The following is a 24,996-nucleotide window of genomic DNA, read 5'->3' on the forward strand; positions in this document are numbered from 1 at the left end:
TCTCAAGCCTCGCTACCGCTGCCCGCAGCCGCGCCAGTTGCGACCGTCGCGGTCGTTTCGCCGGCGGTCCTGCCGTCTCCGGCGTTCTTTCTTCCGGTCGCCTGGCCCTTGCCTCCGCGAAAGCGCCTGGCGATTTCCTCGAACGCCGCCTGAAGCGCGGTTTCTTCGATCTCGATCTCGCCAAGCCCGGCTTTCAGCGCGATCCGGCCAATGCGTTCGGCCTCGCGCGTCTCGGCTTGCTTGAGCTGGTCCTGCAGGCGGGCGATTTCTTCACGTATCTTCGATGACGGCTTCTTCATTCCGGTTGATCCTTTCCTGTCCAATCGCGTGTTCAATCGGACGAGAATCGCCCGGGGTTGCGCGCAGCGCGACCCGTCAAATATGACGGGTCGGCGAAGCCGACGCTTTGAGGGATGATCCCGCCGTTCCGAAGGAGCGGCTCCAAGGGCGCAGTAATACGTCGCTGGCGCGACGTGCTGCTCCCGGCCCCGGTTGGGCCGGCCGAGCTGACGAACATGCTGTTTCTCATTCGTTGGGACCGCCTGAACCTTGGCCATCACGCATTTCACGCCCCAGCTCATCTCACGCGGTGATGGCCGCAGCGCCGTGCTGGCGGCCGCCTACCGCCATTGCGCCCGCATGGAGCATGAGGCCGAGGCCCGCGTGGTCGACTATTCGAACAAGCGCGGCATGATCCATGAGGAATTCCTGCTACCTCCGGATGCGCCGCAATGGGTCCGGAATCTCATTGCCGATCGGTCAGTGGCGGGGGCTGTGGAAGCCTTTTGGAACAAGGTCGAGGGTTTCGAGAAGCGCGCGGACGCCCAGCTTGCCAAAGAGTTCATCATCGCCCTGCCGGTCGAGCTCTCGGCCGAGCAGAACATCGCGCTGATGCAGCAGTTCGTGTCGGAACAAATACTGACGCGTGGGCAGGTTGCGGATTGGGTGTATCACGACGAACCGGGCAATCCGCATGTCCATCTGATGACGACGCTGCGGCCGCTGACCGAGGACGGGTTCGGGGCCAAGAAGGTCGCGGTCAGCGGCAACGACGGCGAGGGATTGCGCAACAAGGCCGGCAAGATCGTCTACCGGCTGTGGTCAGGCGAGAAGGCGGAGTTCCTCGAACAGCGGCAGGGCTGGCTCGATCTGCAGAATCAGCATCTGACGCTCGCAGGTCTCGATATCCGTGTTGATGGACGCTCTTATGCCGAGCGCGGCATCGACATCGTTCCCGCCGCCCATATTGGCGTCGCAACCAAAGCCATCGAACGAAAGTCCGTCCGGGAGGGAAGGGCGCCGGAGCTGGAACGGCTGGAGCTGTTCGAGGAGCGGCGGCTTGAGAACGCGCGGCGCATCCAGCGCCGGCCGGACACCGTGCTCGATATAATTTCGTCGGAGAAGAGCGTCTTCGACGAGCGCGATATCGCAAAGATCCTGCATCGCTATATCGACGATGCAGGCACCTTCCGGCATCTCATGGCGCGGATCCTGCAGAGCCCGGAATGCCTGCGCCTCGAACACGAGAGCGTCGACTTCGCAACCGGCGAACTTCTGCGGGCGAAGTTCACGACGCGCGAGTTGATCCGGATCGAAGCGGAGATGGCCAATCGTGCCATCCGTATGGACAGGGCATCCGGGTTCGTGGTGGGGACGAAAATCCGGGACACGGTGTTCGCACGTCATGAACGTCTGTCTCCAGAGCAGAAAACCGCCATCGAGCATGTGACGTCTGGAGAGAGGTGTGCTGCGATCGTCGGGCGCGCCGGCGCCGGCAAGACCACCATGATGAAGGCGGCGCGGGAAGTGTGGGAAAGTGCCGGCTATCGTGTTCTCGGCGCAGCACTTGCCGGAAAGGCTGCAGAGGGTCTTGAAAAGGAAGCCGGCATCGTCTCGCGCACTTTGGCGTCGTGGGAGCTCGCATGGAAGAACGGCCGAGAGCGGCTCGACGCCAGGACGGTCCTCGTTATCGACGAAGCGGGCATGGTCGCCTCAAAACAGATGGCGCATTTCGTTGAGGCGGCGTCGCGCGCCGGCGCCAAGTTGGTGCTTGTCGGCGATCCCGATCAGCTGCAGCCGATCGAGGCGGGTGCGGCGTTCCGCGCGATTGTCGAGCGCATAGGCTATGCCGAGCTCGAGACCATCTATCGCCAGCGCGAGCAATGGATGCGGGACGCATCGCTCGATCTTGCCCGCGGACGCATCGCCGAGGCAATCAACACATATCGCAGTCAGGGCAGGGTGCTCGGCGCGGAGCTGAAATCGCAGGCAATCGCCAATCTGATCGATGATTGGAACCGCGACTACGATCCGGGAAAGTCGACACTGATCCTTGCGCATCTGCGTCGCGACGTCCGTTCTCTCAATGATCTTGCGCGCGGAAAACTGATCGAACGCGGCATTCTGGAAACGGGACATGCCTTCCTGACGGAAGACGGCGCCCGGCGCTTTGCCGTCGGCGATCAGATCGTCTTCCTCCGTAATGAAAACTCTCTCGGTGTGAAGAACGGCATGATCGGCAAGGTGATCGAAGCGCGGTCCGGCCACTTCGTTGCCACGTTAGGGGAGGGCGATCAGCTTCATCGTGTCGCGGTCGATCAGCGCTTCTACCGCAATGTCGACCACGGCTATGCGACGACCGTCCATAAGGCGCAGGGCGCGACCGTTGACCGCGTGAAAGTGCTGGCCACGCTGTCGCTCGACCGGCATCTCACCTATGTCGCGATGACCCGGCATCGGGAGGACGTCGCGCTCTACTACGGCCGGCGCTCCTTCGGCATCAATGGCGGCCTGATCAAGATCCTGTCGCGCAAGAACGCCAAGGAGACCACGCTCGACTATGCGCGTGGTGGCCTCTACCGCGATGCGCTGCGCTTCGCCAACAGCCGCGGCCTGCACATTGTCCGTGTTGCCCGGACGCTCGTCCGCGACCGGCTGGACTGGACACTGGGGCAGAAGCAGCGCCTTGCGGATATTGCCGAGAGGCTGCGCAAGGTCGGGGCACGCCTCGGCCTTTTCGATACCCGCCAAAGCCAGACCCTGAAGGAGGCCGCACCCATGGTCGCCGGCGTTACCCTGTTCCCGAAATCGATCCAGGACGCGGTTGAGGAGAAGCTGCGCGCCGATCCGGCCGTGACAAAGCGGTGGGACGAGGTCTCGATCCGCTTCCGCTATGTGTTCGCAGATCCCGAGACCGCCTTCCGCGCCATGAATTTCGACGCGGTGCTGTCCGATCCGGCCAGGGCGAAGGAAGCGTTCCAGCGCCTCGTTTCGGAGCCGGCGACGCTCGGACCGCTCAAGGGCAAGAGGGGCCTTCTTGCCGGCAAGGCCGATCGGGAGGACAGGCGCATCGCCGAGCTCAATGTGCCGGCGCTGAAGCGCGACATCGAGCGCTATCTGCGCCTGCGTGAGACCGCCGTGCAGAAGTTCGAAGCCGAGGAGCAGGCGATGCGCCTTCGGGTCTCGATCGATATCCCGGCGCTGTCGCCCAGCTCTACCCAAGTGCTTGAGCGCGTTCGCGATGCGATTGACCGCAACGATCTTCCGGCAGCACTCGGCTATGCCCTCGCCGACAGGATGGCGAAGGCCGAGATCGACGGCTTCAACAAGGCGATCGCGGAACGGTTCGGCGAGCGCATGCTACTCACCAATGCCGCACGTGAACCGTCGGGAAGGCTGTTCGACAAGGCCGCCGAGGGTCTGGCAGCAGGCGAGCGCCAGAAGCTCGCCGACGCCTGGCCGGTGATGCGGACCGCGCAGCAGCTCGCTGCTCATGAACGCACCGCCGAGACCCTGAAGCAGACCGAGAGCCTGCGTCAGACGCAACGGCAGACGCCGGTGCTCAAGCAATGAGGCGGCCTCGCGCCATAGTTATCATCCCGATCGCAGCCGCAGGCCTTGTCATGCTCGCAGGCGTCGCCTGGCTCGGGGGTCTTCGTGTCAATCTGACGCGCAGCTATCCGCTCGGCCTTTGGCGCATCGAGCCGCTCGAACGGCCCGCGGCGGCCGGCGACCTTGTCTTCATCTGCCCGCCGGATACGCCGGCGTTCCGGATGGCGCGGGAACGCGGCTATCTCGGCCGCGGTCTGTGCGCGGGATGGTTCAGTCCGCTGATCAAGACGGTGGTTGCGACCGAAGGGCAGGCGATCGCGATCGGCTCCAATGTCTCGATCGATGGCCGGCCGCTCGCCCATTCCGATGTTCAGCCAAGGGACGCCGCGGGCAGAGCGCTCACGCGCTTCGCAGGCGGGCCGGTCCCGGCTGGCTTCCTCTTTCTTCACTCTGATTTCGCAGGTTCCTATGACTCGAGATATTTCGGGCCGATCCCCACCTCCGGCGTCGTTGGCCGCGCCCGCCCGCTCGTCACATTCGAGCCATGAGATGGCGCGCGGAGCGGTGCTGATCGTGGTCGCCGCGCTCGTCGGCGCCGCTGCCTGGAGCGGCGATCCGCTGACCCTGCCGCTGGCGATGACGTTCCCGGCCCTTTTGGGCCATGGCGCGGAGCCGCATCCTCCTGACGCTCGTCTCGGCGGCCAATTTCCTGGCCGCTTCACGCGGCCTGCCGCAGGGCGTGGCAAATTTCTACAGTTCGGATCTCTGGCCCGACCTGCTTTTATGGCTCGCAGCATCGCTCTGCTTCCTCATCGTCCACACGCTGGCTTTGGACGAGCCGTCCTAGAGATGGGGCAGAGCCTAGGCCGCGACGGCACCTTGGAGCGGCAGCGTGACCTGATCGCCACGGTCATGCGAACCGCGGGGCGGGACGGGATCGTCGTGCTTCCCGAAAGCTCGCTCGGGTTCTGGACGCCCAGCGTCGGGCACCTTTGGCGCGATCCCCTGATCGGCACTGACATCACCGTGATCGCGGGCGCAGCCGTCGTAGGCCCGCAGGGCTACGACAATGTGCTGATCGAAATATCCGCACATGAGGCCGACGTCCTCTATCGCGAGCGCATGCCGGTCCCTGTCTCGATGTGGCAGCCTGGCGCCACAGGCTGGGGCAGGGCGGCGGCGCGCGGGCGTATCTCTTCGCCAATCCCGTTGTCGAACTCGCCGGCCGGCGGATTGCGCCGCTCATCTGCTACGAGTAACTCGTGGTCTGGCCCGTCCTGCAGTCTATGCTGCACACGCCCGACGCGATTGTCGCCCCCGGAAATGGCTGGTGGACCGCCGGAACTTCCATCGTCGCCATCCAGAACGCCTGGGCTCGGCTCTTTGGGCTGCCGCTCGTCACCGCCTTCAACCGATGAACATGGAGCTGCCCATGATCGACACCGCCCTCATCCAGCAATGCGCCGTCCCGGCCTGAAGCCGGCGATCGTCGAGAGATTCATAGCGGAAGCGGGTTCGCCTGATCCGCTGGCGGTCACGGTGCGATCCGGCGACCGGGTCGTGCTGGTTCCACGGCCTAGCACTTCCGCTGAAGCCATGGCCCTCATCCGACGGCATGTCGGCAGAGCGGTCGTCCGCGTCGGCGTCACCCCGGTACCCGTCGGGACTCGGAATTTCCGACGTGTCCGAGCTGCGTCCGGACCTCGTTAATGCCTGCGCCAACATCCGCATCGGAACGAAGCTCTTCGGTAAGGTCTACCGCATCGTCACGAATGGTACGGCAACGCGGTCGACGAGGCTTTCGACGACGCGATCATAGCGGTTACTTCGAGGGCAGGGCGGTGTTCGGCGAGCCGGATCCCGGCGACGTGAACGTAGCCGTGCCCGCGGCAGAGGGGGATGATCCCAAGCGTGATGCGACCGATACCGAACCGCAGGGCGAGGCTCAGGCCGACCCAGAGGATCCCAACAAAGCGGGAATTCGCGTCGACCTATCCGAGATCCTCGGCAGCGGTCACAAGAACGAAAGGTGAATTTAGCGGAGCTGTGACATGATCGGCATTTCGATGACCATTCTTCCGCGCGTGCAAACGCTATCGTCAACGCGCCAGCATTTTCGCCTCCTTCGTCTCCGGGATGGGAAACGGCTAGGAGACCATATCCATCGACCAATTCGGAGGCCTGACCTTCGTGGATGATCGCCTTGTTCCAGACGCAGGAAGGCAAGTCGCCCCATGCTCTGACCTCGACGATCTAGGTCGAGCTGCGACCTGATCTTAGATTTGCCTCGAACTGCGAATTCACACCGCGCTCGACATTCGGCCAACGCGTTCTATTGTGCTATCCCGTCTTTGATATATACGCGCCCTCCTTCTTCCCATATTCGAACGCTTTGTTCGAAACTCTTAGTTCCAACGACAAAGTCCCGCGTTCGATTGCCATCAGATGCTTCGCGATCGAATTCGCCAAGCAAGCTGCTGCCTAGCATCGACGGCGCAGCAGAAATTCCAAGACAATCGAGAACGGTCGGCGCCACGTCTATAAGGCCTGCTGGCGTCGAAATGTCCCGGCCGTCCCTGCGTCGTCCCTCACGCACGGCTAGTACGATGTTCAACTCGTTTGGATGCAGCCCACCATGAGTCCCTCCGTAAACAGGAACCTCACCGGCTGAATAACCCCATCCATTCCTATTGGAAGAGTCTGGTTCCAAAAAGGACTTGAGTACGAAGGCAATGTCCGGCGACCGATAGTGATCCAATCCCACGAGTTTGAGGGAAAATGTCCCAGGAACCTCTCCCTCCACACCGTTTCTATCCGCAGTAAAGAGGTGATCGACAAATGGCTGGTTCTGTAGCCACCGCACGACCTCTGATCGCACCCTATTGTCTCTATGAACGAGCCGCAAACCACCATAGCGCCCGCGAATTCCGAGAAGACACGACTCATCGTTGGCTTCGAGTGCGGTGGGAAAATTCGCCTTAGCCAGAACATCAAACAGATCTATCTGCTTGGGAACCGAAATGTGGCCGTGGTCAGACAGCAAAATCACAGTTGTTTCATCCGCAATCTTCAGCCTGTCGAGAGTGTCCAGAATTCGACCAAAGTGCGCGTCGCAACGCTTGAGGACCGACAGCGTCTCGGGCGCCGAAATGCCGATGTAGTGGCTTGAAGTGTCTGGTTCCGGAAACCAGAACAGTGCAACATCGGGCCTGACCTCGGGGAGCACATGCTCCGTAGCCACTCCGGCAACCCGGTCGATGACTGCGAAAAGAGGCAGCGAGCGATCGGGGGCGGGTCCAAATTTCCTCTCCATCTCGGCGACGACTTCGGGTGTAAGGGAGCCGTTCCGGCCATGAGCGGAATAGACCCAGTGGCCGTTGTCGCGGGCCTTCGGTGCGAGTGTGACCGTGGACCCGATGCCGCCGCCGTGCACGATGGCCATCCGCTTTCCGGCCATGGCCACGAGTTCTGAGAAGGTGGGAACCGAGACGAGGCGCTCTCCCTCATTTTCCATTCGAACCACGTCTTCCAGAATGCCGGAATCGAAGGGACGATGCGGCTCGAACGTCGGATGGTGAAATGTGTTGCCCACAATCCCGTGCTGACGCGGATATGCTCCAGTCGCGATCGAAGCTGATGCGACCCGTGTCAGGCTTGGAAAGACAGAGCGAGCGTTCCTGAACCAGCGGCCTTCACCAAGAAATCTATAAATATTTGGCGTATCACCCTCGTTTATTGCGTCTGGCCTTAAGCCGTCGAATACGACAAGAACAACCTTTGGGTTCGATTTTAACATATGGCACTCTCGTAACTTGCTATGGAAGCTTGGTTAAAATTTGCGGACGCCGGCTCGCCACACGGCTTTGACAAGCGGCGAATTGGCTACGAGCCCAACACGAATCAAGTCGGCGCGAAGTCCGGAAGCGATCCGGCCACGGTCATCAAACCCGAAAACCGTGGCTGGGCGACTAGTGACGAGCGACACTGCTGTGGCGAGCGGCAACCCTACCTGCTTGTGCAAGATGAATGCTGCTGACAGGAGACTTGAAGGAACGTAGTCGGAGCAGAGAATCTGCACGTGTCCTGACAGGCAACGCTCCCGCATTGAGATATAGCCCGCGTGCGAACGCCCGTTCACCACGTTGGGGGCTCCCGCAATCACCAGCATGCCCTCCTCGCGGGCTGCCTCCATTGCCTCTTCCGTGATGGGGAATTCGCTCAGCGTCATGCCGAGCGCGACAGCCTCGGCAATATGGGCCCTGGTCGTGTCGTCGTGACTCGAGAAAGGAATTTTCCGTGCCTTGCACTCGCGAGCAAGCCATTCGCGATTGTGGCCGACAACCTCCAGCGATGACCCTTTGATGACCAGCGCTTCGACCTCATCTTCTTTTCTGCCGCGCCTTAGCATCATGCTTCGGAATCGCTGGGGATCCCGTTCAACGCTCTCGTCCAAGAAGGAGATGAAACGTAACCTGTCGCCTTCCAGGTGGGGTGTCACAAGTCCTATGAGATCCCCATCTTCGAGATCACATCGAAGATGAAGAAAATGATCGACTGCCAGAGCGCCATTTGCCTCTGCGGTCCGAATGCCGCCGAGCATGTGCTCAAGCAGAGCGCGCCGATAGTCGGTGTGGACGTTTCCAGCACAGATTGAATCGAAGACTGTCGTGATCCCTGAGGCGATAAGGCCGCGGTCATAGTTTACCACGGCCTCTATCGCGTTCCACACGACGCCTGGTCGAGGAACCGTGTGTTTTTCGAGATTGTCCGTATGGACGTCAATAAGACCCGGAAGCAAAAAGTCGCCGTTGAGGTCAACAGCATTGTCCGATCGTGATACGGACGGCTCTACACCTATGATCAGACCATCCTCGACGTGAACAGTTCCGAGAAATACATCATCCTCGCCAACAATCATTGCGTTTGTCAGGATGAGATTGGTGCCTCTGCCTGGGCGGCCCGAAATGCGCTCCAGCGCTGCATGTGCAAGTTCATTCATTTTCTTTGAGCTCGGTCTTGGGGTCCAAACGGCCTGGCTGCCGCCGCGAGCTGGCGCCGCGAGCCGGCGCCTGGTCCAGGCGCCAATGTCCAGTGAGACGTCGCGCAGGACCGACAGGGCCGAAGGATTTGACGATGCCACTCAATGCCACACCACTGATTGCGGAGCGACCTTCCAAATGCGCTGACCCAACTGGATGCGGGCTCTGTGCGCCAAAGGCTTGAGAACTCAATCTATAGGGTCTCATCAGCGCATTGACCTTCTCGCCGCCGCCTTCCTGAGGCACCGACGAAATGCACTATGCGAGTGACAGCAGAGCGAAGAACCTTAGATGACCTGCGAACTCATCCGTTCGAGGAGCGTTTTCGCTGCACTCTGTTAAGGGTGAGACTCACACAAACTGCATGCCAACGCTTTGGCATTGAATCTGTCGTGCCAATTGCCCTAGTGTTGCCTTCCGACTACGAGGTCCGCGCGGACTCTAAAGCTCGGTCTATGCGAGCCGGGACCGCGATTTAGGGACGGCAAACTCGCGCGAGACGTGCAACTTCCGGCGAATGAAGAACTCTGTGCGCCAATACACGATCCGACGGGCCACCCCGCGGTCGCGATTTTGTCGGAACGAAGCCGCTGACCTCCGATGGGCCGAAAAGCCGGTTCGCAACTTTTCTCGGGAGCACTCAGAATGACAGTCCGTTGGAATTCGCTCAAATGAGCCGGGTGAGGACGAGCCAAGCCGTGGCGACTGACGCCGCATTGCCTGCCAGAATGGAAGTTGAACTGGGTCGAGAAATGAGCAAGAACGCCCCACCGATGTTGAGCCAAACTGGACAGCGACGCGCCGCAGCAACTCTATGGAGGTCCGTGTATCTAGGACTGGAAAGGGATATATTGAAGGGCGAGTTTGCGCCCGGCACGCAGCTCCCTACAGAAAGCGAGTTCGCCAACCGATTTCGGGTCCACCGGCACACGGTGCGAAGGGCTCTGCAGGCGCTTCAAGAGCGGGATCTGATCCGCATTGAGCACGGTCGTGGCAGCTTCGTCCGAGAACGAGTCATACCACTGCCCTATGGTCGCAGAACGCGATTCACTGCCGCTCTCAGCGATGTGCAGGATGGCGGCTCTCGACACTTTCTTGGTGCCTCAAAGCGCAAAGCGACACGCCCGATCGCGGCCAGACTTCAAATCGTTCCGGGTCAGACGGTACAGCACATCGAGACCCTCACGCGCGTTGCTGGCAGACCCGTGTCGATTGCGTCGAAGTATTTTCCTCTACCCCGTTTTAGTGGGATTGACGCCCTGTATGAGAGGCTAGGGTCGGCGACCCAGTCATTGCGAGAATTGGGCGTTTCCGACTTTACGCGTGCCGAAAGTCGGATCTCGGCAATCATGCCGACACGGCGGGAGGCTGAACTGCTTGAGCAGCCGCGCGGACGACCGGTCGTCTTCGTTACGAACCTTACGGTCGACGAGCACAGCGTTCCGATTCAACTTTCATACACGCGTGTTTCAACGCTTTGGGTCGAACTCCAGCTAAAATTTTGATGTGGGACCAATTTTACGAGCATGCCAGCGCGATCGCGTCAACAAAGCGATCCGCGTGGCTGGGGTCGACGGCAAAGGGAAAGCGGCAACTCTGACGCGACAAATGAGCGGTAGCACCAAAGGTCCATCGGGCGCGACCGGTATCATCACACGAGAGCGGCGCGGTGCCACAACTTTGTGGAAGTCAGTCTATCTGGAACTGGAACAAGATATATTGAAAGGTAGGTTTCCGCTCGGATCGCAACTCCCAACTGAAAGCGAGCTGGCGGAACAGTATCGGGTTCATCGCCATACTGTGCGAAGAGCCCTTCACACGCTTCGGGAGCGGGATCTAATTCGAATCGAGCACGGACGCGGCAGTTTCGTTCGCGAACGCGTCGTGCCGTTGCCCATTGGCCGAAGGACGCGCTTCACTGCCGCCCTGAGCGATGTACAGGATGGCGGCACTCGACACACTATCTGGGTGCCTCAAAGCGCAAAGCGACGCGCGCGATCGCCCACAAGCTACAGATCGTTCCGGGTCAGACTGTCCAGCACATTGAGACGCTCACGCGAATCGCGGGTAAGCCTGCATCAGTCGCGCGTCCAATTATTTCCCGCTTCTGCAGTGAACCCCTCGGGCTGGACCACCAAGCCATCGAACTAAGCCGCCTTCTGGGCGAGTTGGATTTCAAATTCCTCTGGTGTTCGATAGCCAAGGGCTGAGTGCAGCCTCTTCGAATTGTAGATCTCTTCGATGAACCTCGGCAATCGTTCGGCCACATCGGCAAAGCTGTCGTAGCCAGCCACATAGACGTCCTCGACCTTCAAGGTCTTCATGAAGCTCTCGGCCTGCGCATTGTGGTAGGGATTGCCGATCGCGCTCATGGAGCCGCGCAGGCCGGCCGCTTCGAGTGCTCTTCGGTAGGTCTCGGACGCATATTGGCACCCGCGGTCGGTGTGGTGGATGCAGCCTGATGACGGTCTCCTGCTTGTCAGAGCGGAGCGCAAGGCTGCGAGCGCCAATGGCGTGTCGAGCCGTCGCGACAAGGCGTAGCCGACGACCTTGCGACTGCAGGCATCGAGAATGACAGCAAGATAGCAGAAGCCGGTGGGCAATTCGGATGTATGTGAAATCGGCAACCCAGACCGTGTTGGGCCGATCCGGGATCACATTGCGGTAGAGGTTCGGGTAGATCGGCGAATCGTGGCTGCTGTCGGTCGTGCGCACGTAGCGCCTCCGCGGCTTGATTCCCAAGCCTGCCGCCCTCATCACCCGAGCTACGCGCTTGTGGTTGACGAGATGACCGCGCCTGCGCAACTCGTGGGTCACCCGCCGATAGCCATAGCAGGGCAGTTCGTCCTGGATATCCTCGATGAGGGTGACGAGGTCCACGTCCGAGAGTTTGGGTGTTTTGGTCGACGCGCGGTAGTAGAAGGTGCTTCTCGGCAGATCGATCACTTGACACCCCCGTCTGATGGAACAGGCCGCGGGCCGGTGACGATGAAGGATCTCTCGCTGTCGCCGGCGATCGGTTGGCGCGGCGTTTTTTTGGCAAGGTCCAGTTCCATCGTGAGTTGGCCGACCTTGCGCTCGAGAGCGGCGATCCGAGCCTCGTATTCAGCGATACCGCTGGCCTCAGCCTCCTCGTCATTCAGTTCGCCCCGATCGAACTGTGTCAGCCAAAGCTGGATGAGGTTGGCAGAGACGCTATACGTGCGCTGGGCATCGCGGCGCCCGATGACGCCGCCGCGGATGTCTTGGCAAAGCTGTAATTTGAATTGCGTCGAGTGCCGACGGTATGGACCTCGTGACTTCATGAGCCTTCTCCGTTCAAGGCCCATCGAACGTATCAGTTTTCAGATCCTGGTGGTCCAGCCCGAGGGGTTCACTGCATTCCACGATTCAATGGAATTGAGTTTTATACGAGAAGCTCTCGTCGACTATCCAGGCACTGTGTGAGGGTGTCCCAGACTTTACGCGATCTGAAAGTCGATTTTCAGCGATTATGCCAACGCGGCGTGACGCCGAGCTACTTGAGCAGCCCGGGGGGCGTCCGGTCGTTTTCGTCACGAACATCAACGTCGATGAGCACAACGTGCCGATTCAACTTTCGCATACACGCGTTTCAACCCTTTGGGTCGAGCTCCAGCTGAAATTCTGATGCCTGCCCGCTGCTCCGCCCTGAAAGCGATTGGCTGGCTACATTTCCGTTCGGCATGCGGAAAAACCGACGTAAAGCGCAGACATCTCGTCCATTCGTCTAGATCGAGTCATTCCCGGGTCACAGCGACCACGCAAAGAGTGCGGCGTGTGTTCTCAAACTGACCCCATTGGTGACTGCGTGAATTCCATTTCTATTCAACGGTGCCGTATTCGTTGGCGGATTTCCCGAAAAAGGTCCGCACGATCCGGCAATCCAGGTGACCTGCACCGTGTCGGGCTCCGTATCGATGCGTCTCACGCGGCAACGCCGTCGCCGCGAAATGCCAAATAGAGCCGCCCCGAAGCAATGGACGCCGATACACCCCACGATTCCAACCGCCAGCGCTCAGATTGGATGAGCGTGCTGGCGCGAGCCGAGCCGCAAGACATAGACAACCTTTGGGAGCCTCGAGACAAGCCGCTCTCCTTCGAATGGTTGCACAAGCCCGAGACTGGCCTGGTCATGGTGCAGGGTCGAGCAGGCGGCACCGGCGATGCCTTCAACCTTGGCGAAATGACGGTGACGCGTTGTACACTGCGTCTCGCCGGCGGCTGGATTGGGTATGCCTACGTCAAGGGAAGAGATCACAATCATGCCGAACGGGCCGCGCTTTTGGATGCCCTCTTGCAGCAGGCGGAACGACGAGGGCGCCTATTCAGCAGCGTGATTGAGCCCCTGCGGTCAATCCAGAAGGCCCGACAGGAGCAGCGCAGCCGCAAGGCGGCCTCGACCAAAGTCGAGTTCTTCACGGTCGCGCGAGGAAGCCAGAAATGACGGCAGAACTCTCAGACCTTAAAACGCGTCTCAGACCCTGTTTCGACGATCCCGTTTGCGATAGTCAGGCGGCGTTTCGAGCGCTGATGAACGCAATCGCCTATCCCGGCCGCATCGAGTTGGTGAATCGACTCCGGGATGCACCGCCGCCCCTGCATGCCGCGACGGCTACCCTATGCCTCACGCTTGCTGATTTCGAGACGCCGCTCTGGATCGATCCTCACCTTGCTTCGACTGATGTCCTTGCCTGGCTGCAATTTCATTGCCGAGCCCCCATCGTGACCTCGCCAAAGGACGCCCGGTTCGTCCTAGCAGATTGTAGGAGCCAGGTTCCTCATCTCGACGAACTTCATCCAGGTGAGGTTGAGTATCCCGAACGATCATCGACGCTGATCCTGCAAGTCGCTTCTCTATCTGGCAGGGAGGGGGTTCGTTGGACAGGACCTGGAATTAACGGGACGACCACCGCGCGAATTAGCACTCTTCCTCGTTGGTTCTGGGCGGAATGGGCGATGAACTCCGAGCTCTACCCGCTGGGGGCCGACGTCATCTTCGCCTCCGGCGAAGCAATAGTCGGACTGCCACGATCAGTTCGTGTGGAGGCATAGATGGCCTATGTTGCAGTCAAGGGTGGCGAGCAGGCCATCATCAATTCTCACCGATTGATCGCGGAGACACGGCGCGGCAATCGGGCCGTGCCCGAACTCGACATTGATCAGATCAGCGAGCAGTTCGGGCTCGCGGTCGACCGCGTGATGACCGAAGGCTCCATATACGACAGGGAGCTTGCCGCGCTTGCCCTGAAACAAGCTCAGGGCGATTCAGTTGAAGCGATTTTCCTGTTGCGCGCCTTTCGCACCACACTGCCGCGCATCGCGATATCCAGACCGATAGACACTGGAACCATGGCCGTCCGACGGCGCATCTCGGCAACCTTTAAAGACATACCAGGCGGTCAAGTTCTGGGGCCAACCTACGACTATACCCATCGCCTGCTTGACTTTTCCCTCGCAGAGAAAAGCGACCCCGATTTTGTTGCGCCGGTCGCTGAAGAGCCGCTGGACGACAATGCACCAGGCGTCATCGAAATGCTTGGCGGCGAGGGTTTGATCGAACAGGAGACGCGGTCAAGAGAGGACACGGCTGCTTTCGATCTCACGCGCTCGCCCATGCGGCTACCTGCCGGGCGCGATCAGCGCCTGCAAAACCTTGCACGCGGAGATGAAGGCTTCCTATTGGGAATAGCCTATTCGACCATACGTGGATATGGGGCCACTCATCCCTTCGTCGGGGAACTTCGGCTCGGTGAGGTGTCGGTCACCATTGTTCCAGAAGACCTCGGTTTCGCGATCGAAATTGGTGAGATCACCGTTACCGAGTGCCAGATGATCAATCAGTTTCGCGGCACGACGGAAGCTGGGCCAAAGTTCACAAGAGGCTACGGGTTGACGTTCGGCCATTGCGAACGAAAGGCACTGGCGATGGCTCTTGTCGACCGAGCAATGCGGGCGCGTGAACTTGGCGAGGATGTTCGGTACGTCGCTCAGGACGACGAATTCGTGTTGTCACATTCTGACAGCGTCGAAGCGACCGGCATGGTCACCCACTACAAGCTTCCACACTACGTTGACTTCCACGCGGAAGTGCAGCTCGTAAGACGGCTCCGCGCCGCATACGAGGCTGCTTGTTCGCGGGCGGCGGCAGAATGAAACGCGCCTCCACTCGACCTGCACAGGGCTACAACTTTGCGTACCTGGACGAGCAGACCAAGCGGATCATCCGCCGGACGCTGCTGAAGGCGCTATCCATTCCCGGCCATCAGGTCCCCTTCGGCGGTCGCGAAATGCCGCTCGCCTATGGTTGGGGAACCGGCGGCATACAGGTGACCGCAAGCATCATCGGCCCCGAGGATACGTTGAAGGTCATCGACCAAGGCGCGGACGATACGACCAACGCGGTCTCAATCAGGCGCTTCTTCGAGATCGTTACTGGCGTCGCCACCACTGAGCGCGCGGAAGAAGCTAACATCATTCAGACGCGCCACCGCATTCCCGAAACGCCTCTCCAGGAGGGTCAGATCATAGTGTATCAGGTTCCCCAACCGGAACCGCTGCGCAAGATCGAACCGCGCGAAACCGAAACGCGCAAGATGCACAGCTATGCCGAGTACGGTGCCATGCAAGTGGCGCTCTACGAGGACATTGCTCGCTTCGGGTATATCGCGAAGACATACGATTACCCTACGCTGGTTAACGCCCGCCACCTGATGTCACCGTCGCCGATTCCGAAGTTCGACAATCCGAAGATGGAGAGCAGCCCGGCGATCCAGTTGTTCGGTGCGGGCCGCGAGAAGCGGATCTACGCCGTGCCGCCCTATACGAGCGTGAGGAGCCTCGACTTCGACGATCATCCCTTCGAAGTGCAGAAATGGGAGCAGTGCTGCGCACTCTGCGGTTCGACGACGTCCTACCTCGACGAGGTGATCACTGACGATAACGGCGGACACATGTTCGTCTGCTCCGACACGGATTTCTGCAACACGCGGCAGCGCGAGCAGGCGCAAGCCGGCGAGGCGGACGACTCCGCGCCTCCCACGGCACTCGCCGCGACGGAGATCCCGTCATGACCGCGCTTCGCAAGCTTGCGCCTCGGCAGGCGCTTCTGGAGGTTTCGGGCGTCTCGAAGTCGTATGGCGGCCAGGTCGGTTGTGTGGATGTGTCGTTCGCGATCTATCCCGGCGAAGTGCTTGGCGTTGTCGGCGAGAGTGGGTCAGGCAAGTCGACGCTGCTGGCCTGCCTTTCGGGCCGGCTTGCGCCTGACGCCGGCGCGATCGTCTACGATATGAACGACCGCGGTCCGGTCGACATCCTGTCGCTGTCGGAACCGGAGCGCCGGCGGCTGGCGCGCACCGACTGGGGCATCGTCCACCAGAACCCGCGCGATGGGCTGCGCATGGATGTCAGCGCCGGCGGCAACATCGGCGAGCGGCCGATGGCGATTGGCGCCCGTCACTACGGCAACCTCCGGACTGAGGCGCAGGACTGGCTGGAAAAGGTCGAGATCGATCTCGCCCGCACCGACGACAAGCCGAGAACCTTCTCGGGCGGCATGCAGCAGCGTCTGCAGATTGCACGTAACCTTGTGACCAAGCCCCGTCTCGTCTTCATGGACGAGCCCACCGGCGGACTGGATGTCTCCGTGCAGGCCAGGCTGCTCGACCTGCTGCGAGGGCTTGTCCGCGAACTCGGCATCGCCGCCATCATCGTCACGCATGACCTTGCGGTGGTACGTCTGCTTGCCGACCGGCTGATGGTGATGCAGCGCGGCCGCGTCATCGAGCAGGGCTTGACCGATCAGGTGCTCGACGATCCGCACCATCCCTACACCCAGTTGCTCGCCTCGTCGGTCTTGCAGGTCTGAGGCGGAAAAGGAATGCCAGCCAGAATGAACACCAGCGATATTCGGCTTCACGCCAGAGGGCTTTCTAAGACCTTTGTCCTTCACACGCAGGGCGGCGTTCATATCCCGGTCTTCGACGGCATCGAGCTCAAGGTTGCCTCGGGCGAGTGCGTGTGCCTGCACGGACCGTCCGGTGCTGGCAAGTCGACGCTGCTGCGCTCGCTCTATGCGAACTACAAGCCCGACGCCGGCGAGATCCGTGTTCGGCACGACGGCACCATGATCGACCTGCTTATGGTCGAACCATGGGAGGTGGTGGAAATTCGGCGCCGCACCATCGGCTATGTCAGCCAGTTCCTGCGTGTCATTCCAAGGGTGCCGACGCTGGATATCGTGGCCGAACCGGCGATCGTGAACGGCGTTGCCTCAGGGGAAGCGCATGCCGCCGCCCGCACCCTGCTTTCCCGACTGCGTATCCCAGAACGGCTATGGTCACTGGCGCCCGCCACCTTCTCGGGCGGCGAACAGCAGCGCGTCAACATCGCCCGCGGTTTCATCGTTGATTATCCGGTGCTGCTGCTCGACGAGCCAACAGCCTCCCTCGACGCCGCCAACCGACAGACAGTCATCGAACTGATAAACGAGGCAAAGGCGCGAGGGACTGCCATCTTCGGCATCTTCCACGACGAGGAAGTGCGCGAGGCTGTCGCCGACCGGCTGTTCGAGGTCGGCAAGCAACCGCTCCGTAAGACCCGGCTCAGTGCCACAGCGGCAGAGGCCGCCGCCCGATGTCAGCCCCTTCTTCTTCGCCCCGTTACGACATCTATTACACGCCGGCAGCGGAACACCCGCTGACTGTAGCGGCAAGCGCATGGCTGGGCCGGGATGCCTTCGCGCCTGGTAGTGGCGCCGTTGCGGAGGGGAAAGCTGATCCTACCCTCACGTCAGAACCTCGCCGCTATGGCTTCCATGCCACGCTGAAGGCGCCGTTTCGGCTGAGAGACGGCACTTCCGTCGAAGAACTGGAACGGGTCCTGCGCAAGTTCGTGGCGGCCTGGCCTCCATGTCCGATCGGTCCCCTGAAGATCGATCTGCTGGGTGGCTTCATGACTCGCGATATTTCGGGCCGGTGCCGGCCACAGGCGTGCTTCGGACTAGCGCGGCCGGTTTTCACGTTCGAGCCATCACATTCAGAAAAAAGGCCGGACCCAAAGGCCCGGCGAGATGTGAAGGTCGAAAACCTCCAGAGGGGAACGCGTCGAACGCAATGGGAGGAGAACGCTCGACGCACGCCGCAGGTAAGTTCCAGGGATCAACTTTTCAATCGGATCGCTGCCACATAGATCGAGCCAGCCGTGCCAACCCTTTCACCAGACATTTATCCGCCGAGGTGGGTCAGCGCCGGCGAACTGTCCGACGAGAAAGAGTGGTGTCCACTCTCATGGCCGACAATCCGTCCATCAATCCCGGTAGAGCGCATCCGGCGATTGTGGACCGGTTTGCAAGCGCGGACGTTCAGTGGCCCGGCTCGCCGAGCCCCTTGATCGATTGACGTTCGGTTATCGGTAGAAACCAGTCCGCTCGCTTTTCGATAGGCCGCAGCAGAAGGCAAATTACCGTGGAACCCCGCCGAGTAAGACAGGGCACCGTCGCAGCGTGGAGCCGGACTGGGCTTGCGTGCATCGCGAGCTGAAGCGCAAGCATGTGACGCTGCAGATCCTGTGGGACGAATACATCGCTCGCCACCCGATGGTTACCGCTATAGCCGCTTTTGTGATCTATACAGGGGCTGGGCATCCAACCTGCCAGTAAGCGGCAGAACCATGCCGCCGGCGACAAGCTCTTCGTCGACTATGCCGGCGATACGGTGACGGTGATCGTCGACCGGCTGAGGGCAAGACGCGCCAGGCGCATCTGTTCGTGGCCGTGTTGGGCGCTTCGAGCCTATCCTATGCGGAAGCGCGCTGGAGTGAGACACTTCCGGACTGGCTGGGGTGTCACGTCAATGCACTGGAAGCGTTCGGCGGCGCGCCGGCTCTGTTGGTTCCCGACAATGCCAAGGTCGCCATCATCAAGGCCTGCCGCTACGACCCGCAGGTAAACCGCACCTATGCCGGCATGGCCGAGCATTATGGCAGTTCGGTGCTGCCGACCCGGCCACAGGTCGAATATCAGAAAGGAGCGCTTGCTGGCGACGTCGCATCCCTAACCGGGTTTGATATCGCAAGAGCCGCCAGCCGAGCGCTTAGTCGGGACATATCGCTGCGCTTCACGACGGACGGCGGCTGGGCCTGCAGGAAGTCCCTGCCCGTCAAATATGACGGGTCGCTCCAAAGACCCACCTCACCGAAACTGACGAGCCGAAAGCCAACTCTTTCCGCTGGCTTCACGCCTGTGTCGGTTGGCACGCGCAACGGCAGCAGCCAGAGGATTCTTGCGTAAACCATGGTAGCAACCGTCCTCTCCCGTCCGTCGCGCGCCGCACACTCCGCCGTGGGCGCCATTCTCGTTCTCGCTGCCACCGCTAGCGGCCTAGTTGGATGGAACGGCAACCCAGTTCACTTGCCCGCGGCGATGTTCTTCCCAGCCCTGTGGGCAATGGCGCCCAACAGGATGTTGGCGGCCCTAGCCGCGGCGGGATATTTCCTCGGAGCATCGCATGGGCTGCCGCAAGGCGTGACAAATTTCTACGGTGCCGACCTAGTTCTCGGAATTGGGTTTTGGGTTGCTGCCTCTCTCGTCTTCGTCATCGTTCATGCTGCGGCCTGGACACGACGGCCGGGCGTGAGCAAGACAGCCCGCTATGGCGTCGCGGCGATCGTCATGAGTGTTCCGCCATTTGGTATTGTCGGCTGGGCACATCCGATCGCGGCCGCCGGCGTTCTGTTTCCCGGTTTTGGATGGGCCGGATTGGTCGCGACCGCGATCATCGTGCTCGTCATGACGACAAGTAGGTGGCCGATCGCGGTCGCAGTCTTGGGAGGACTTTGCGCCTGGTCCGCCACTACCTGGACGCCCCCTTCCCTACCGTCAGGATGGACGGGAGTCGACACGCAATTCCGAGGCGTTGCCGGCCAGTATGCGGGCTACGAACAGCAGCTTAAAACGATTGGCCTGGTCAAGTCCGATGCTGCTGGCGTTAAGAAAACTGTCGTGCTGCCGGAGAGCGCCCTCGGGATCTGGACCCCGACGGTCGAACGACTCTGGACGCGTGAGCTTGAGGGGACCGATATCACTGTCGTCGCCGGCGCGGCTATCGTCGACCGGGACGCCTACGACAACGTGATGATGGAGATCAGCGGCCGGGGGACAAGAATCCTCTACCGGGAGAGGATGCCGGTCCCGGTGTCGATGTGGCAGCCTTGGCTGGCCTGGACGGGAGAAGGTGGCGGGGCACGGGCACACCTCTTCGTCAATCCTGTCGTCGAACTCCGTGGCGACCGTGTCGCACCGCTGATCTGCTATGAACAGCTGATCGTCTGGCCGATCATCCAGTCGTTGCTCTATTCGCCCGATCTCATCGTCGCTACCGGCAATGGCTGGTGGACCGAGAACACCAACATTGTCGCCATCCAGAAGGCGAGTTCGCAAGCGTGGGCGCGGCTGTTCGGCTTGCCTCTTGTCATCGCGTTCAACATCTGAGGAAGCCATTTGTGATCGATGCCGCCCTCATCCAGCAATGCGCTGACCCGCGCCTGAGACCCGCGATTGTCGAGAAGTTCATCGCGACAGTGGGATCGGACAATCCGCTCGGGGTCTCCATCACATCGGGCAATCGCATGATCCTCGCGCCGCCGGCGACCACGCCCGAGGAGGCTATGGCCCTGGTACGCCGCTATGTCGGACAAGCTGTTGTCCGCGTTGGCGTCACGCAATATCCGGCAGGACTTGGCATTAAGGACGTGTCGGAGCTGAAACCAGATCTGGTCGATGCGTGCGCCAACATCGGCCTGGGAACGGCGCTCTTCGGCAAGGTCTATCGGATCGTCGCGAAATGGTATGGAGCACCGGCCGACGAGGCGTTCGAGGACGCGATTGTTGCCTGGCGAAGCGGCACTTTCGAAGGCAGGTCGGTCTTCACCGAGCCGGACCCCGGCGATGTCCATATAGCCACACCGAAGCCCGATGAACCCTCGACGCAAAAAGAAGATGGACGCGCGGCCGAACTCGAAGACGCTCCCGAGGAGGGCCTGCCCGATCCGCCGTTGAGCGACGAGGATCCCAACAAGGCTGGCATCCGGATCGATCTTTCCGGGATCGGCGCCGCAACAGAGGATTAGAAGACTATCCCGCGGCACGTTCGCCGCCTGTTGCCAAGCCGCAAGCGACGGCTGTGTGGCGGGCGCCGGCTCTGTTGCCGGGACGACCGGTTCCGGCGAATAATCCTCGCCCATCAGCACGCCGACCTGCAGTAGGCGGTGCGAATAGTCGAGCGTGGGACCAAGGATCTGACCGCCGGGAATGTCCTTGAACGCTGCCGATATGCGGCGGACGGTGAAGAGGTCTGGCTGAGCGACCGGGTCGGCGACGGCGATGCGCGGCTGGGTCGTGCGATAGGCGCGCAGCAGGAGCACGGCTTCCATAAAGGTCACCGCCCGCCTGGGCCAGCGCCAAAGCCGCAAGATCGGGTTCGTAGAGCGAGGCCTCGCCCATCAAGCGATCGATCAAATAGGGAAGGTTGTTGCGGATGGCGTCGACGCGATCTTTTCCGATCGTGCCGAGATCGTCACGATAAAGCCGTTCCGCCTGTTGATGGCGTGCTCGCCGCCACGGGTTGCTACATAGGCCATCAGAGCACCTCGATTTTGGTGGAGCGCGGGATGCCAACGACGCGGTCGCCGTCGACGAGATAAAGATCCCAGCCGAGTCGATAACGGATTGCCCGCGCACGCATTGCCCAAAAGTTCGGGTCAATGCCGTCGATCGCGATCCGTCAAGCTGTCCTTGATGCCGGGACCGGTCAGTCGTAACTCCTGACCAAATCCGAAACGGACAGGCGCAAACAAGGTGGCCGCCTCGTCCGGATAGGCGAGGGTGCCGATCCGCAAGACCGCTTGCCTTGCCACCTCTTCCGCAGTTGCAAGCGGTGCGAAGACATAGTTGGCCTCGGCAAGCGGTACCCGACGGGCGCCGGTGATGGCGAAAGCGCGATCCAGATCCTGATCGCTCTCGACACAGAAAGTGCATTCGCGGTCGAGCAAGCTCTCGGCGATCACGGAGAGCCCGCCGGCAGGCAAGTTCGAATGAGGCCGGGGCGGCTCAGTGCCCACATCAGCTCTTCGAAGCTGGCGTTGGTGCGGCTGTCGTCAGCCGTCGGAAGAAGGGAGAGGGTCATCAGAAAGTCTCCATCTGGACGCGGGTGGCCTCGACCTTCTAGAGACGCTCGCGATCGGTTTCCTCCTGATGCCTTTGTTCGGCATCGAGAAACTCGGAGATCACATTGCAACGGTGGCCGCCCGCAATCGCAGCGTCGGTTACAGCCATGGCCATCGCATGCTCGAGGTCGCGACCGACGACGGCGCCGTAGCCTTCCATGTCGTGATCGCACAGCCGGACATGCGCCGCGGCGACAAGTACTTCGCCCAAGTGGAATGCGGTCCCCTTAACGGTGTCCTGATAAGGCAGCGTGGCAAGTCCGGTCCGGTTGCTTATGACGGTGACCTCGCCAATGTCGTCGAGCAACCGCTCCGCCAGCGCTTTGATTGCGTCGGGACGGCAGGCGGCAAGGATCTCGAGCGCCTGCTTGTGGGTGTAGTGTGTGATGACCGGATCGCCGGTCGCCTCCTGTGCCATAATTGTCTCTTTTTTCAATTGCGCTTCGAGCGAGTGTCCGGCTGGATGGCCGCTATTGATGTTCGAGCGGTGCAGGCTCAGGCCTTCGGGAACCCTGGTGCCGGAACGAACAAGGGAGATGCGGGAAATGCGTCCAGCGAGAGGCCAAGGAGCGCACCGACCGTAGGCGCAAAGCTCTCTGCCTCCGCCGTCTCGGCGAGACCGTTCGGCACGTCGGGTCCGAAGAACAGGCAGAACCGATCGTCAGCTGGGTTACCAGGCTGTAGACCGTGCATAGACTTGTAGTCAGAGTCGCCGGTGAGCGCTTTTGGTGCCGCGCCACCCGGCGCCGGCGCGAAGTCGTAACCGGATGGGGCCGCAAACGAGGCCACGCGATCCCGCAGTTCTGCTGGCAGATAGGAGCGGCTTAAGCTTACCGCGCCGATAGACGCGAACCTCTCTTCCGCATAGCTGCGTTCGGATACGTTATCGACAAAGACATGGACAGTCGATCCCTCGGTATCGCAAACGAGATTTGGAACCAGGCGATCGACGTAGATCGTCTTTGAGATCGCTTCATGTCCATGATCGCTGACGATGGCAATATTGTATTGGTCACCTGTCGCGTTCTGGCGCAGGCTATCAAGGCAGAGGCCCACGAGGCCATCAGCAAACTCCGCTGCAGCATGTGCTTCATCGCTCTCGTAGCCATGAAAATGTTGAGCTGAGTCAGTCACGTTGATCTCAGTGATGATCACCTCGGGTGCGGTACTCGAACGCAGAAGTGCCGCAGCGGCAGAAACGATCTGGCGGTCGGCGACGGAATATTCGGAAGGCCCCATCGACGCGTCGGTGATCGAAGCATAATCGCCGAATGGCAGTGAAACGCCGGCGAGGCGTTGAAGCGGATCCTTGACCTTTAGCAGCGACACATCTCGGCCCGTCGCCGTCACCTTGGTGAAGCCGCTATCCCTCATCCAGCATGGCGGGACGTACAAAGATACATCCTCCGGCTTTATCAGCGCATGTCCGACGCATGCAACGTCGAGGCCCGCCGCGCTCGCCAGGGTCGCGATCGTAGGTACGCGAACATCTTTGGCGTCTGCCGGATTGAATTGTCCATCCTGACGCAACCGGTTTCCGTAGATACCGTGCCTGTCTGCGGCAACGCCCGTCAGCAAAGATGCTCTTCCTGGCATCGAAACTGCTGGTACCGGCGATTTCATGCGTTTGACCCGATAGCCGCGATCCGCAAGCTGGGAGAGATGCGGCAGGCGATTTCGATGCGTGTCGAAGTAGTCCGCGCTAACGCCGTCAATCATGATCAAGATGAGCTTTTTGCTTGGCATTGATTTAACCTTTTCAGAGAGGGGAATCTTTCTCGCTGTCGGTACGGTCGACATAACCAACAAGCTTGAGGATGAGAGTTCTTGCGCCTTGGCTTGGTGCGCCGGAATTGTCGATTTCCTAGACATCAAAAGCGCTTAAGTCGAGGGCGTTGCTTCGGTTCAAGCGCGCTACAAGAGCATCGCCGTCCTCGCGCCCCCTCTTTTGCAGCCGATTAATCAGCAAGTCTGGCGGCACAAAGATGTTGATTATCTTCAAGCGATGATATTTCTCGCCGGCTTGGCTCAAAGCGAAGCGTGAACCATTTGCGATCACAACCCGTCCAGCCGCCAGCCACTCGTCGATAGCCACGGGCAACCCGTACGAGAGGCCATGCGCGCGCCAATGCAGAGAGAAATCTCCACGTTCGAGGCTTGTTGAAAGGCATGATCCGAAAGAGGTTCGCTGTCCTCGTCCTTACGGGCTGAACGAGTAACGGTTCTACGCACGAAAACGAAACGTTCGTCGTTGGCCAGCTCGATCTTCGCCAGTTTCAGCAGCGTGTCCTTGCCGGCTCGGCTCGGGCCTACGAGACGAACCAAAATTCCCTTGTGGTTGCAGTCAGTCATTACCCCGTCCTCCCTTGTCGAAACTGGAATCTCGACAGGGCGCCGAAGTCGGCAGCCGGTCGCTCCTGCTCAAAAAGGGTTGGTGATAGGACAAACGGATAACCCCATTGGGCAAGGTTCGTAATTTCCCTCTCGTCGAGCGCCGGGTGAAACTGCCTTGGAGGTCGTGGCTGGTCAAAGGGGCGCGGAAAGGGTTGAATTCGGAAACGATGCGAGAGGCAAAGCCCCGCTGGATAAGGGTTTCCTCACGCGGCAAAAGAGTGAAGACGCCCCTTAGTAATCCGACACGCATCGGACCGATCGGGCATGGTCGCTCGCAACTCGCATATTCCCCGATAGCGTGCTCCAAGTGTTTGCGATCCACACCTTTGCGAGGTAAAACGGCGCCATGAGCGTGGCGTGAAAACCATATCGCTTGGGTTTTGCCGTCAGTTCCACCTCATCCGCTGAGCGGCAAAAACGCTGAGCAGACGCACCTTCGACAGTGGCAGAGCCGAACCACTGTGCTGCTGCGTGGCTTAGCGGGTGAGCTACG

The 24,996-nt window shown here is 60.7% G+C and carries 25 protein-coding genes and 7 pseudogenes; 18 read left to right on the forward strand and 14 right to left on the reverse strand.

Annotated elements, in window-relative coordinates; genetic code table 11:
• Nucleotides 1–2: 2 nt before the first annotated feature.
• Nucleotides 3–299, reverse strand: coding sequence for a conjugal transfer protein TraC (traC, locus tag IQ26_RS20595; RefSeq protein WP_145720188.1), 297 nt, complete (start codon nt 297–299; stop codon nt 3–5).
• 250 nt (nt 300–549) lie between these two features.
• Between traC and traA the strand changes: the two genes are divergently transcribed.
• From traA to IQ26_RS20615, 4 genes and pseudogenes are all read left to right on the forward strand, one after another.
• Entirely contained in the window at nt 550–3,852 is a 3,303-nt protein-coding gene (gene traA, locus IQ26_RS20600; RefSeq protein WP_145720189.1) for a Ti-type conjugative transfer relaxase TraA, read from the forward strand.
• A 50-nt stretch (nt 3,853–3,902) separates the two neighbouring features.
• On the forward strand, nt 3,903–4,379 hold the full coding sequence (gene traF / locus IQ26_RS20605; RefSeq protein WP_240547182.1) for a conjugative transfer signal peptidase TraF: 477 nt from the start codon (nt 3,903–3,905) through the stop codon (nt 4,377–4,379).
• Between the two features lies 1 nt (nt 4,380).
• A pseudogene (locus tag IQ26_RS20610) lies at nt 4,381–5,249 on the forward strand (nitrilase-related carbon-nitrogen hydrolase).
• A 14-nt stretch (nt 5,250–5,263) separates the two neighbouring features.
• Nucleotides 5,264–5,864 (forward strand): annotated as a pseudogene (locus IQ26_RS20615) (TraH family protein).
• Nucleotides 5,865–6,163: 299 nt separating this feature from the next.
• Here IQ26_RS20615 and IQ26_RS20620 read toward each other — a convergent pair.
• On the reverse strand, nt 6,164–7,627 hold the full coding sequence (locus IQ26_RS20620; protein WP_145720191.1) for an alkaline phosphatase family protein: 1,464 nt from the start codon (nt 7,625–7,627) through the stop codon (nt 6,164–6,166).
• A gap of 33 nt (nt 7,628–7,660) precedes the next feature.
• A complete protein-coding gene (locus IQ26_RS20625; RefSeq protein WP_145720192.1) occupies nt 7,661–8,830 on the reverse strand; it encodes an alpha-D-ribose 1-methylphosphonate 5-triphosphate diphosphatase in 1,170 nt (389 codons plus the stop codon).
• 813 nt (nt 8,831–9,643) lie between these two features.
• Between IQ26_RS20625 and phnF the strand changes: the two genes are divergently transcribed.
• The 3 genes and pseudogenes from phnF to IQ26_RS41505 form a co-directional block, all read left to right on the forward strand.
• A complete protein-coding gene (phnF, locus tag IQ26_RS41495) occupies nt 9,644–10,375 on the forward strand; it encodes a phosphonate metabolism transcriptional regulator PhnF (protein WP_420846403.1) in 732 nt (243 codons plus the stop codon).
• Between the two features lie 103 nt (nt 10,376–10,478).
• A pseudogene (locus IQ26_RS41500) lies at nt 10,479–10,730 on the forward strand (winged helix-turn-helix domain-containing protein); the annotation flags it as partial.
• A 98-nt stretch (nt 10,731–10,828) separates the two neighbouring features.
• A pseudogene (locus IQ26_RS41505) lies at nt 10,829–11,080 on the forward strand (hypothetical protein); the annotation flags it as partial.
• Here the strand turns inward: IQ26_RS41505 and IQ26_RS20645 are convergent.
• The 3 genes and pseudogenes from IQ26_RS20645 to IQ26_RS20655 all read right to left on the reverse strand — a co-directional run bounded on the left by IQ26_RS20645 (nt 11,018) and on the right by IQ26_RS20655 (nt 12,175).
• The gene (locus tag IQ26_RS20645; RefSeq protein WP_162458025.1) at nt 11,018–11,497 is read right to left on the reverse strand and encodes an IS3 family transposase; all 480 of its coding nucleotides are present in this window, start codon (nt 11,495–11,497) and stop codon (nt 11,018–11,020) included. The pseudogene IQ26_RS41505 and the gene IQ26_RS20645 overlap by 63 nt on opposite strands.
• Before the next feature lie 100 nt (nt 11,498–11,597).
• Nucleotides 11,598–11,816: pseudogene (locus tag IQ26_RS41510) on the reverse strand (IS3 family transposase); the annotation flags it as partial.
• A complete protein-coding gene (locus IQ26_RS20655; protein WP_145720195.1) occupies nt 11,813–12,175 on the reverse strand; it encodes a transposase in 363 nt (120 codons plus the stop codon). The pseudogene IQ26_RS41510 and the gene IQ26_RS20655, both read right to left, overlap by 4 nt.
• Nucleotides 12,176–12,309: 134 nt before the next feature.
• Here IQ26_RS20655 and IQ26_RS41515 point away from each other — a divergent pair, with 134 nt between their 5' ends.
• From IQ26_RS41515 to IQ26_RS20710, 11 genes and pseudogenes are all read left to right on the forward strand, one after another.
• Nucleotides 12,310–12,519, forward strand: coding sequence for a UTRA domain-containing protein (locus IQ26_RS41515; protein ID WP_420846404.1), 210 nt, complete (start codon nt 12,310–12,312; stop codon nt 12,517–12,519).
• Nucleotides 12,520–12,867: 348 nt separating this feature from the next.
• Nucleotides 12,868–13,335: a phosphonate C-P lyase system protein PhnG gene (gene phnG, locus IQ26_RS20665; protein ID WP_145720197.1), complete on the forward strand. Its 468-nt coding sequence runs from the start codon at nt 12,868–12,870 to the stop codon at nt 13,333–13,335.
• Nucleotides 13,332–13,943: a phosphonate C-P lyase system protein PhnH gene (gene phnH, locus IQ26_RS20670; RefSeq protein ID WP_145720198.1), complete on the forward strand. Its 612-nt coding sequence runs from the start codon at nt 13,332–13,334 to the stop codon at nt 13,941–13,943. The genes phnG and phnH overlap by 4 nt, the downstream gene beginning before the upstream one ends.
• On the forward strand, nt 13,944–15,044 hold the full coding sequence (locus IQ26_RS20675; RefSeq protein WP_145720199.1) for a carbon-phosphorus lyase complex subunit: 1,101 nt from the start codon (nt 13,944–13,946) through the stop codon (nt 15,042–15,044).
• Nucleotides 15,041–15,961, forward strand: a complete 921-nt coding sequence (locus IQ26_RS20680) for an alpha-D-ribose 1-methylphosphonate 5-phosphate C-P-lyase PhnJ (protein ID WP_145720200.1) — start codon at nt 15,041–15,043, stop codon at nt 15,959–15,961. The genes IQ26_RS20675 and IQ26_RS20680 overlap by 4 nt, the downstream gene beginning before the upstream one ends.
• Nucleotides 15,958–16,755, forward strand: coding sequence for a phosphonate C-P lyase system protein PhnK (gene phnK / locus IQ26_RS20685; protein WP_145720201.1), 798 nt, complete (start codon nt 15,958–15,960; stop codon nt 16,753–16,755). Before IQ26_RS20680 ends, phnK begins: the two co-directional genes overlap by 4 nt.
• A gap of 12 nt (nt 16,756–16,767) precedes the next feature.
• Nucleotides 16,768–17,589 (forward strand): phosphonate C-P lyase system protein PhnL, encoded by an 822-nt coding sequence (gene phnL / locus IQ26_RS20690; RefSeq protein WP_145720202.1) that lies wholly within the window; start codon nt 16,768–16,770, stop codon nt 17,587–17,589.
• On the forward strand, nt 17,523–18,077 hold the full coding sequence (locus IQ26_RS41520) for a DUF1045 domain-containing protein (RefSeq protein WP_145720203.1): 555 nt from the start codon (nt 17,523–17,525) through the stop codon (nt 18,075–18,077). The genes phnL and IQ26_RS41520 overlap by 67 nt, the downstream gene beginning before the upstream one ends.
• A gap of 289 nt (nt 18,078–18,366) precedes the next feature.
• A pseudogene (istA, locus tag IQ26_RS20700) lies at nt 18,367–18,898 on the forward strand (IS21 family transposase); the annotation flags it as partial.
• 281 nt (nt 18,899–19,179) lie between these two features.
• Nucleotides 19,180–20,376, forward strand: a complete 1,197-nt coding sequence (locus tag IQ26_RS20705; protein ID WP_145720204.1) for a conjugal transfer protein TraB — start codon at nt 19,180–19,182, stop codon at nt 20,374–20,376.
• 11 nt (nt 20,377–20,387) lie between these two features.
• The gene (locus tag IQ26_RS20710) at nt 20,388–21,014 is read left to right on the forward strand and encodes a TraH family protein (RefSeq protein WP_145720205.1); all 627 of its coding nucleotides are present in this window, start codon (nt 20,388–20,390) and stop codon (nt 21,012–21,014) included.
• A gap of 138 nt (nt 21,015–21,152) precedes the next feature.
• On the opposite strand, the pseudogene IQ26_RS40490 reads toward IQ26_RS20710, so the two are convergent.
• From IQ26_RS40490 to IQ26_RS41525, 8 genes and pseudogenes are all read right to left on the reverse strand, one after another.
• Nucleotides 21,153–21,317, reverse strand: a pseudogene (locus IQ26_RS40490) (carbon-phosphorus lyase complex subunit PhnI); the annotation flags it as partial.
• A 206-nt stretch (nt 21,318–21,523) separates the two neighbouring features.
• The gene (locus IQ26_RS41115) at nt 21,524–21,628 is read right to left on the reverse strand and encodes a phosphonate C-P lyase system protein PhnH (RefSeq protein ID WP_145720206.1); all 105 of its coding nucleotides are present in this window, start codon (nt 21,626–21,628) and stop codon (nt 21,524–21,526) included.
• A 16-nt stretch (nt 21,629–21,644) separates the two neighbouring features.
• Nucleotides 21,645–21,950, reverse strand: a complete 306-nt coding sequence (locus IQ26_RS20725) for a phosphonate C-P lyase system protein PhnH (RefSeq protein ID WP_162458026.1) — start codon at nt 21,948–21,950, stop codon at nt 21,645–21,647.
• Nucleotides 21,947–22,069 carry a hypothetical protein gene (locus tag IQ26_RS41120; protein WP_276316438.1) on the reverse strand — a complete coding sequence of 41 codons (123 nt, stop codon included), beginning with the start codon at nt 22,067–22,069 and terminating at the stop codon, nt 21,947–21,949. Before IQ26_RS41120 ends, IQ26_RS20725 begins: the two co-directional genes overlap by 4 nt.
• A gap of 38 nt (nt 22,070–22,107) precedes the next feature.
• The gene (locus IQ26_RS20730) at nt 22,108–22,527 is read right to left on the reverse strand and encodes a phosphonate C-P lyase system protein PhnG (RefSeq protein ID WP_145720208.1); all 420 of its coding nucleotides are present in this window, start codon (nt 22,525–22,527) and stop codon (nt 22,108–22,110) included.
• Nucleotides 22,528–22,604: 77 nt separating this feature from the next.
• Nucleotides 22,605–23,855, reverse strand: a complete 1,251-nt coding sequence (locus IQ26_RS20735; protein ID WP_162458027.1) for an alkaline phosphatase family protein — start codon at nt 23,853–23,855, stop codon at nt 22,605–22,607.
• A 309-nt stretch (nt 23,856–24,164) separates the two neighbouring features.
• On the reverse strand, nt 24,165–24,461 hold the full coding sequence (locus tag IQ26_RS20745) for a hypothetical protein (protein ID WP_145720211.1): 297 nt from the start codon (nt 24,459–24,461) through the stop codon (nt 24,165–24,167).
• Nucleotides 24,454–24,825 (reverse strand): DUF1045 domain-containing protein, encoded by a 372-nt coding sequence (locus IQ26_RS41525; RefSeq protein WP_407660219.1) that lies wholly within the window; start codon nt 24,823–24,825, stop codon nt 24,454–24,456. The genes IQ26_RS20745 and IQ26_RS41525 overlap by 8 nt, the downstream gene beginning before the upstream one ends.
• Nucleotides 24,826–24,996: the final 171 nt, after the last annotated feature.

Origin of the sequence: Mesorhizobium tianshanense (assembly GCF_007830515.1) — a bacterium.
Classification (GTDB): domain Bacteria; phylum Pseudomonadota; class Alphaproteobacteria; order Rhizobiales; family Rhizobiaceae; genus Mesorhizobium; species Mesorhizobium tianshanense.

Coding starts and splice junctions, on each gene's coding strand:
- phnG (WP_145720197.1), top strand. CDS start 12,868: ATGGACGCCGATACACCCCACGATTCCAACCGCCAGCGCTCAGATTGG.
- IQ26_RS20620 (WP_145720191.1), bottom strand. CDS start 7,627: ATGTTAAAATCGAACCCAAAGGTTGTTCTTGTCGTATTCGACGGCTTA.
- IQ26_RS20675 (WP_145720199.1), top strand. CDS start 13,944: ATGGCCTATGTTGCAGTCAAGGGTGGCGAGCAGGCCATCATCAATTCT.
- IQ26_RS41120 (WP_276316438.1), bottom strand. CDS start 22,069: ATGACCCTCTCCCTTCTTCCGACGGCTGACGACAGCCGCACCAACGCC.
- phnF (WP_420846403.1), top strand. CDS start 9,644: ATGTTGAGCCAAACTGGACAGCGACGCGCCGCAGCAACTCTATGGAGG.
- IQ26_RS41115 (WP_145720206.1), bottom strand. CDS start 21,628: ATGCGTGCGCGGGCAATCCGTTATCGACTCGGCTGGGATCTTTATCTC.
- IQ26_RS20680 (WP_145720200.1), top strand. CDS start 15,041: ATGAAACGCGCCTCCACTCGACCTGCACAGGGCTACAACTTTGCGTAC.
- phnK (WP_145720201.1), top strand. CDS start 15,958: ATGACCGCGCTTCGCAAGCTTGCGCCTCGGCAGGCGCTTCTGGAGGTT.
- IQ26_RS20705 (WP_145720204.1), top strand. CDS start 19,180: ATGGTAGCAACCGTCCTCTCCCGTCCGTCGCGCGCCGCACACTCCGCC.
- phnH (WP_145720198.1), top strand. CDS start 13,332: ATGACGGCAGAACTCTCAGACCTTAAAACGCGTCTCAGACCCTGTTTC.
- IQ26_RS20655 (WP_145720195.1), bottom strand. CDS start 12,175: ATGAAGTCACGAGGTCCATACCGTCGGCACTCGACGCAATTCAAATTA.
- IQ26_RS20735 (WP_162458027.1), bottom strand. CDS start 23,855: ATGCCAAGCAAAAAGCTCATCTTGATCATGATTGACGGCGTTAGCGCG.
- phnL (WP_145720202.1), top strand. CDS start 16,768: ATGCCAGCCAGAATGAACACCAGCGATATTCGGCTTCACGCCAGAGGG.
- traF (WP_240547182.1), top strand. CDS start 3,903: ATGCTCGCAGGCGTCGCCTGGCTCGGGGGTCTTCGTGTCAATCTGACG.
- IQ26_RS41520 (WP_145720203.1), top strand. CDS start 17,523: ATGTCAGCCCCTTCTTCTTCGCCCCGTTACGACATCTATTACACGCCG.
- IQ26_RS20730 (WP_145720208.1), bottom strand. CDS start 22,527: ATGGCACAGGAGGCGACCGGCGATCCGGTCATCACACACTACACCCAC.
- IQ26_RS20625 (WP_145720192.1), bottom strand. CDS start 8,830: ATGAATGAACTTGCACATGCAGCGCTGGAGCGCATTTCGGGCCGCCCA.
- IQ26_RS20745 (WP_145720211.1), bottom strand. CDS start 24,461: ATGACTGACTGCAACCACAAGGGAATTTTGGTTCGTCTCGTAGGCCCG.
- traC (WP_145720188.1), bottom strand. CDS start 299: ATGAAGAAGCCGTCATCGAAGATACGTGAAGAAATCGCCCGCCTGCAG.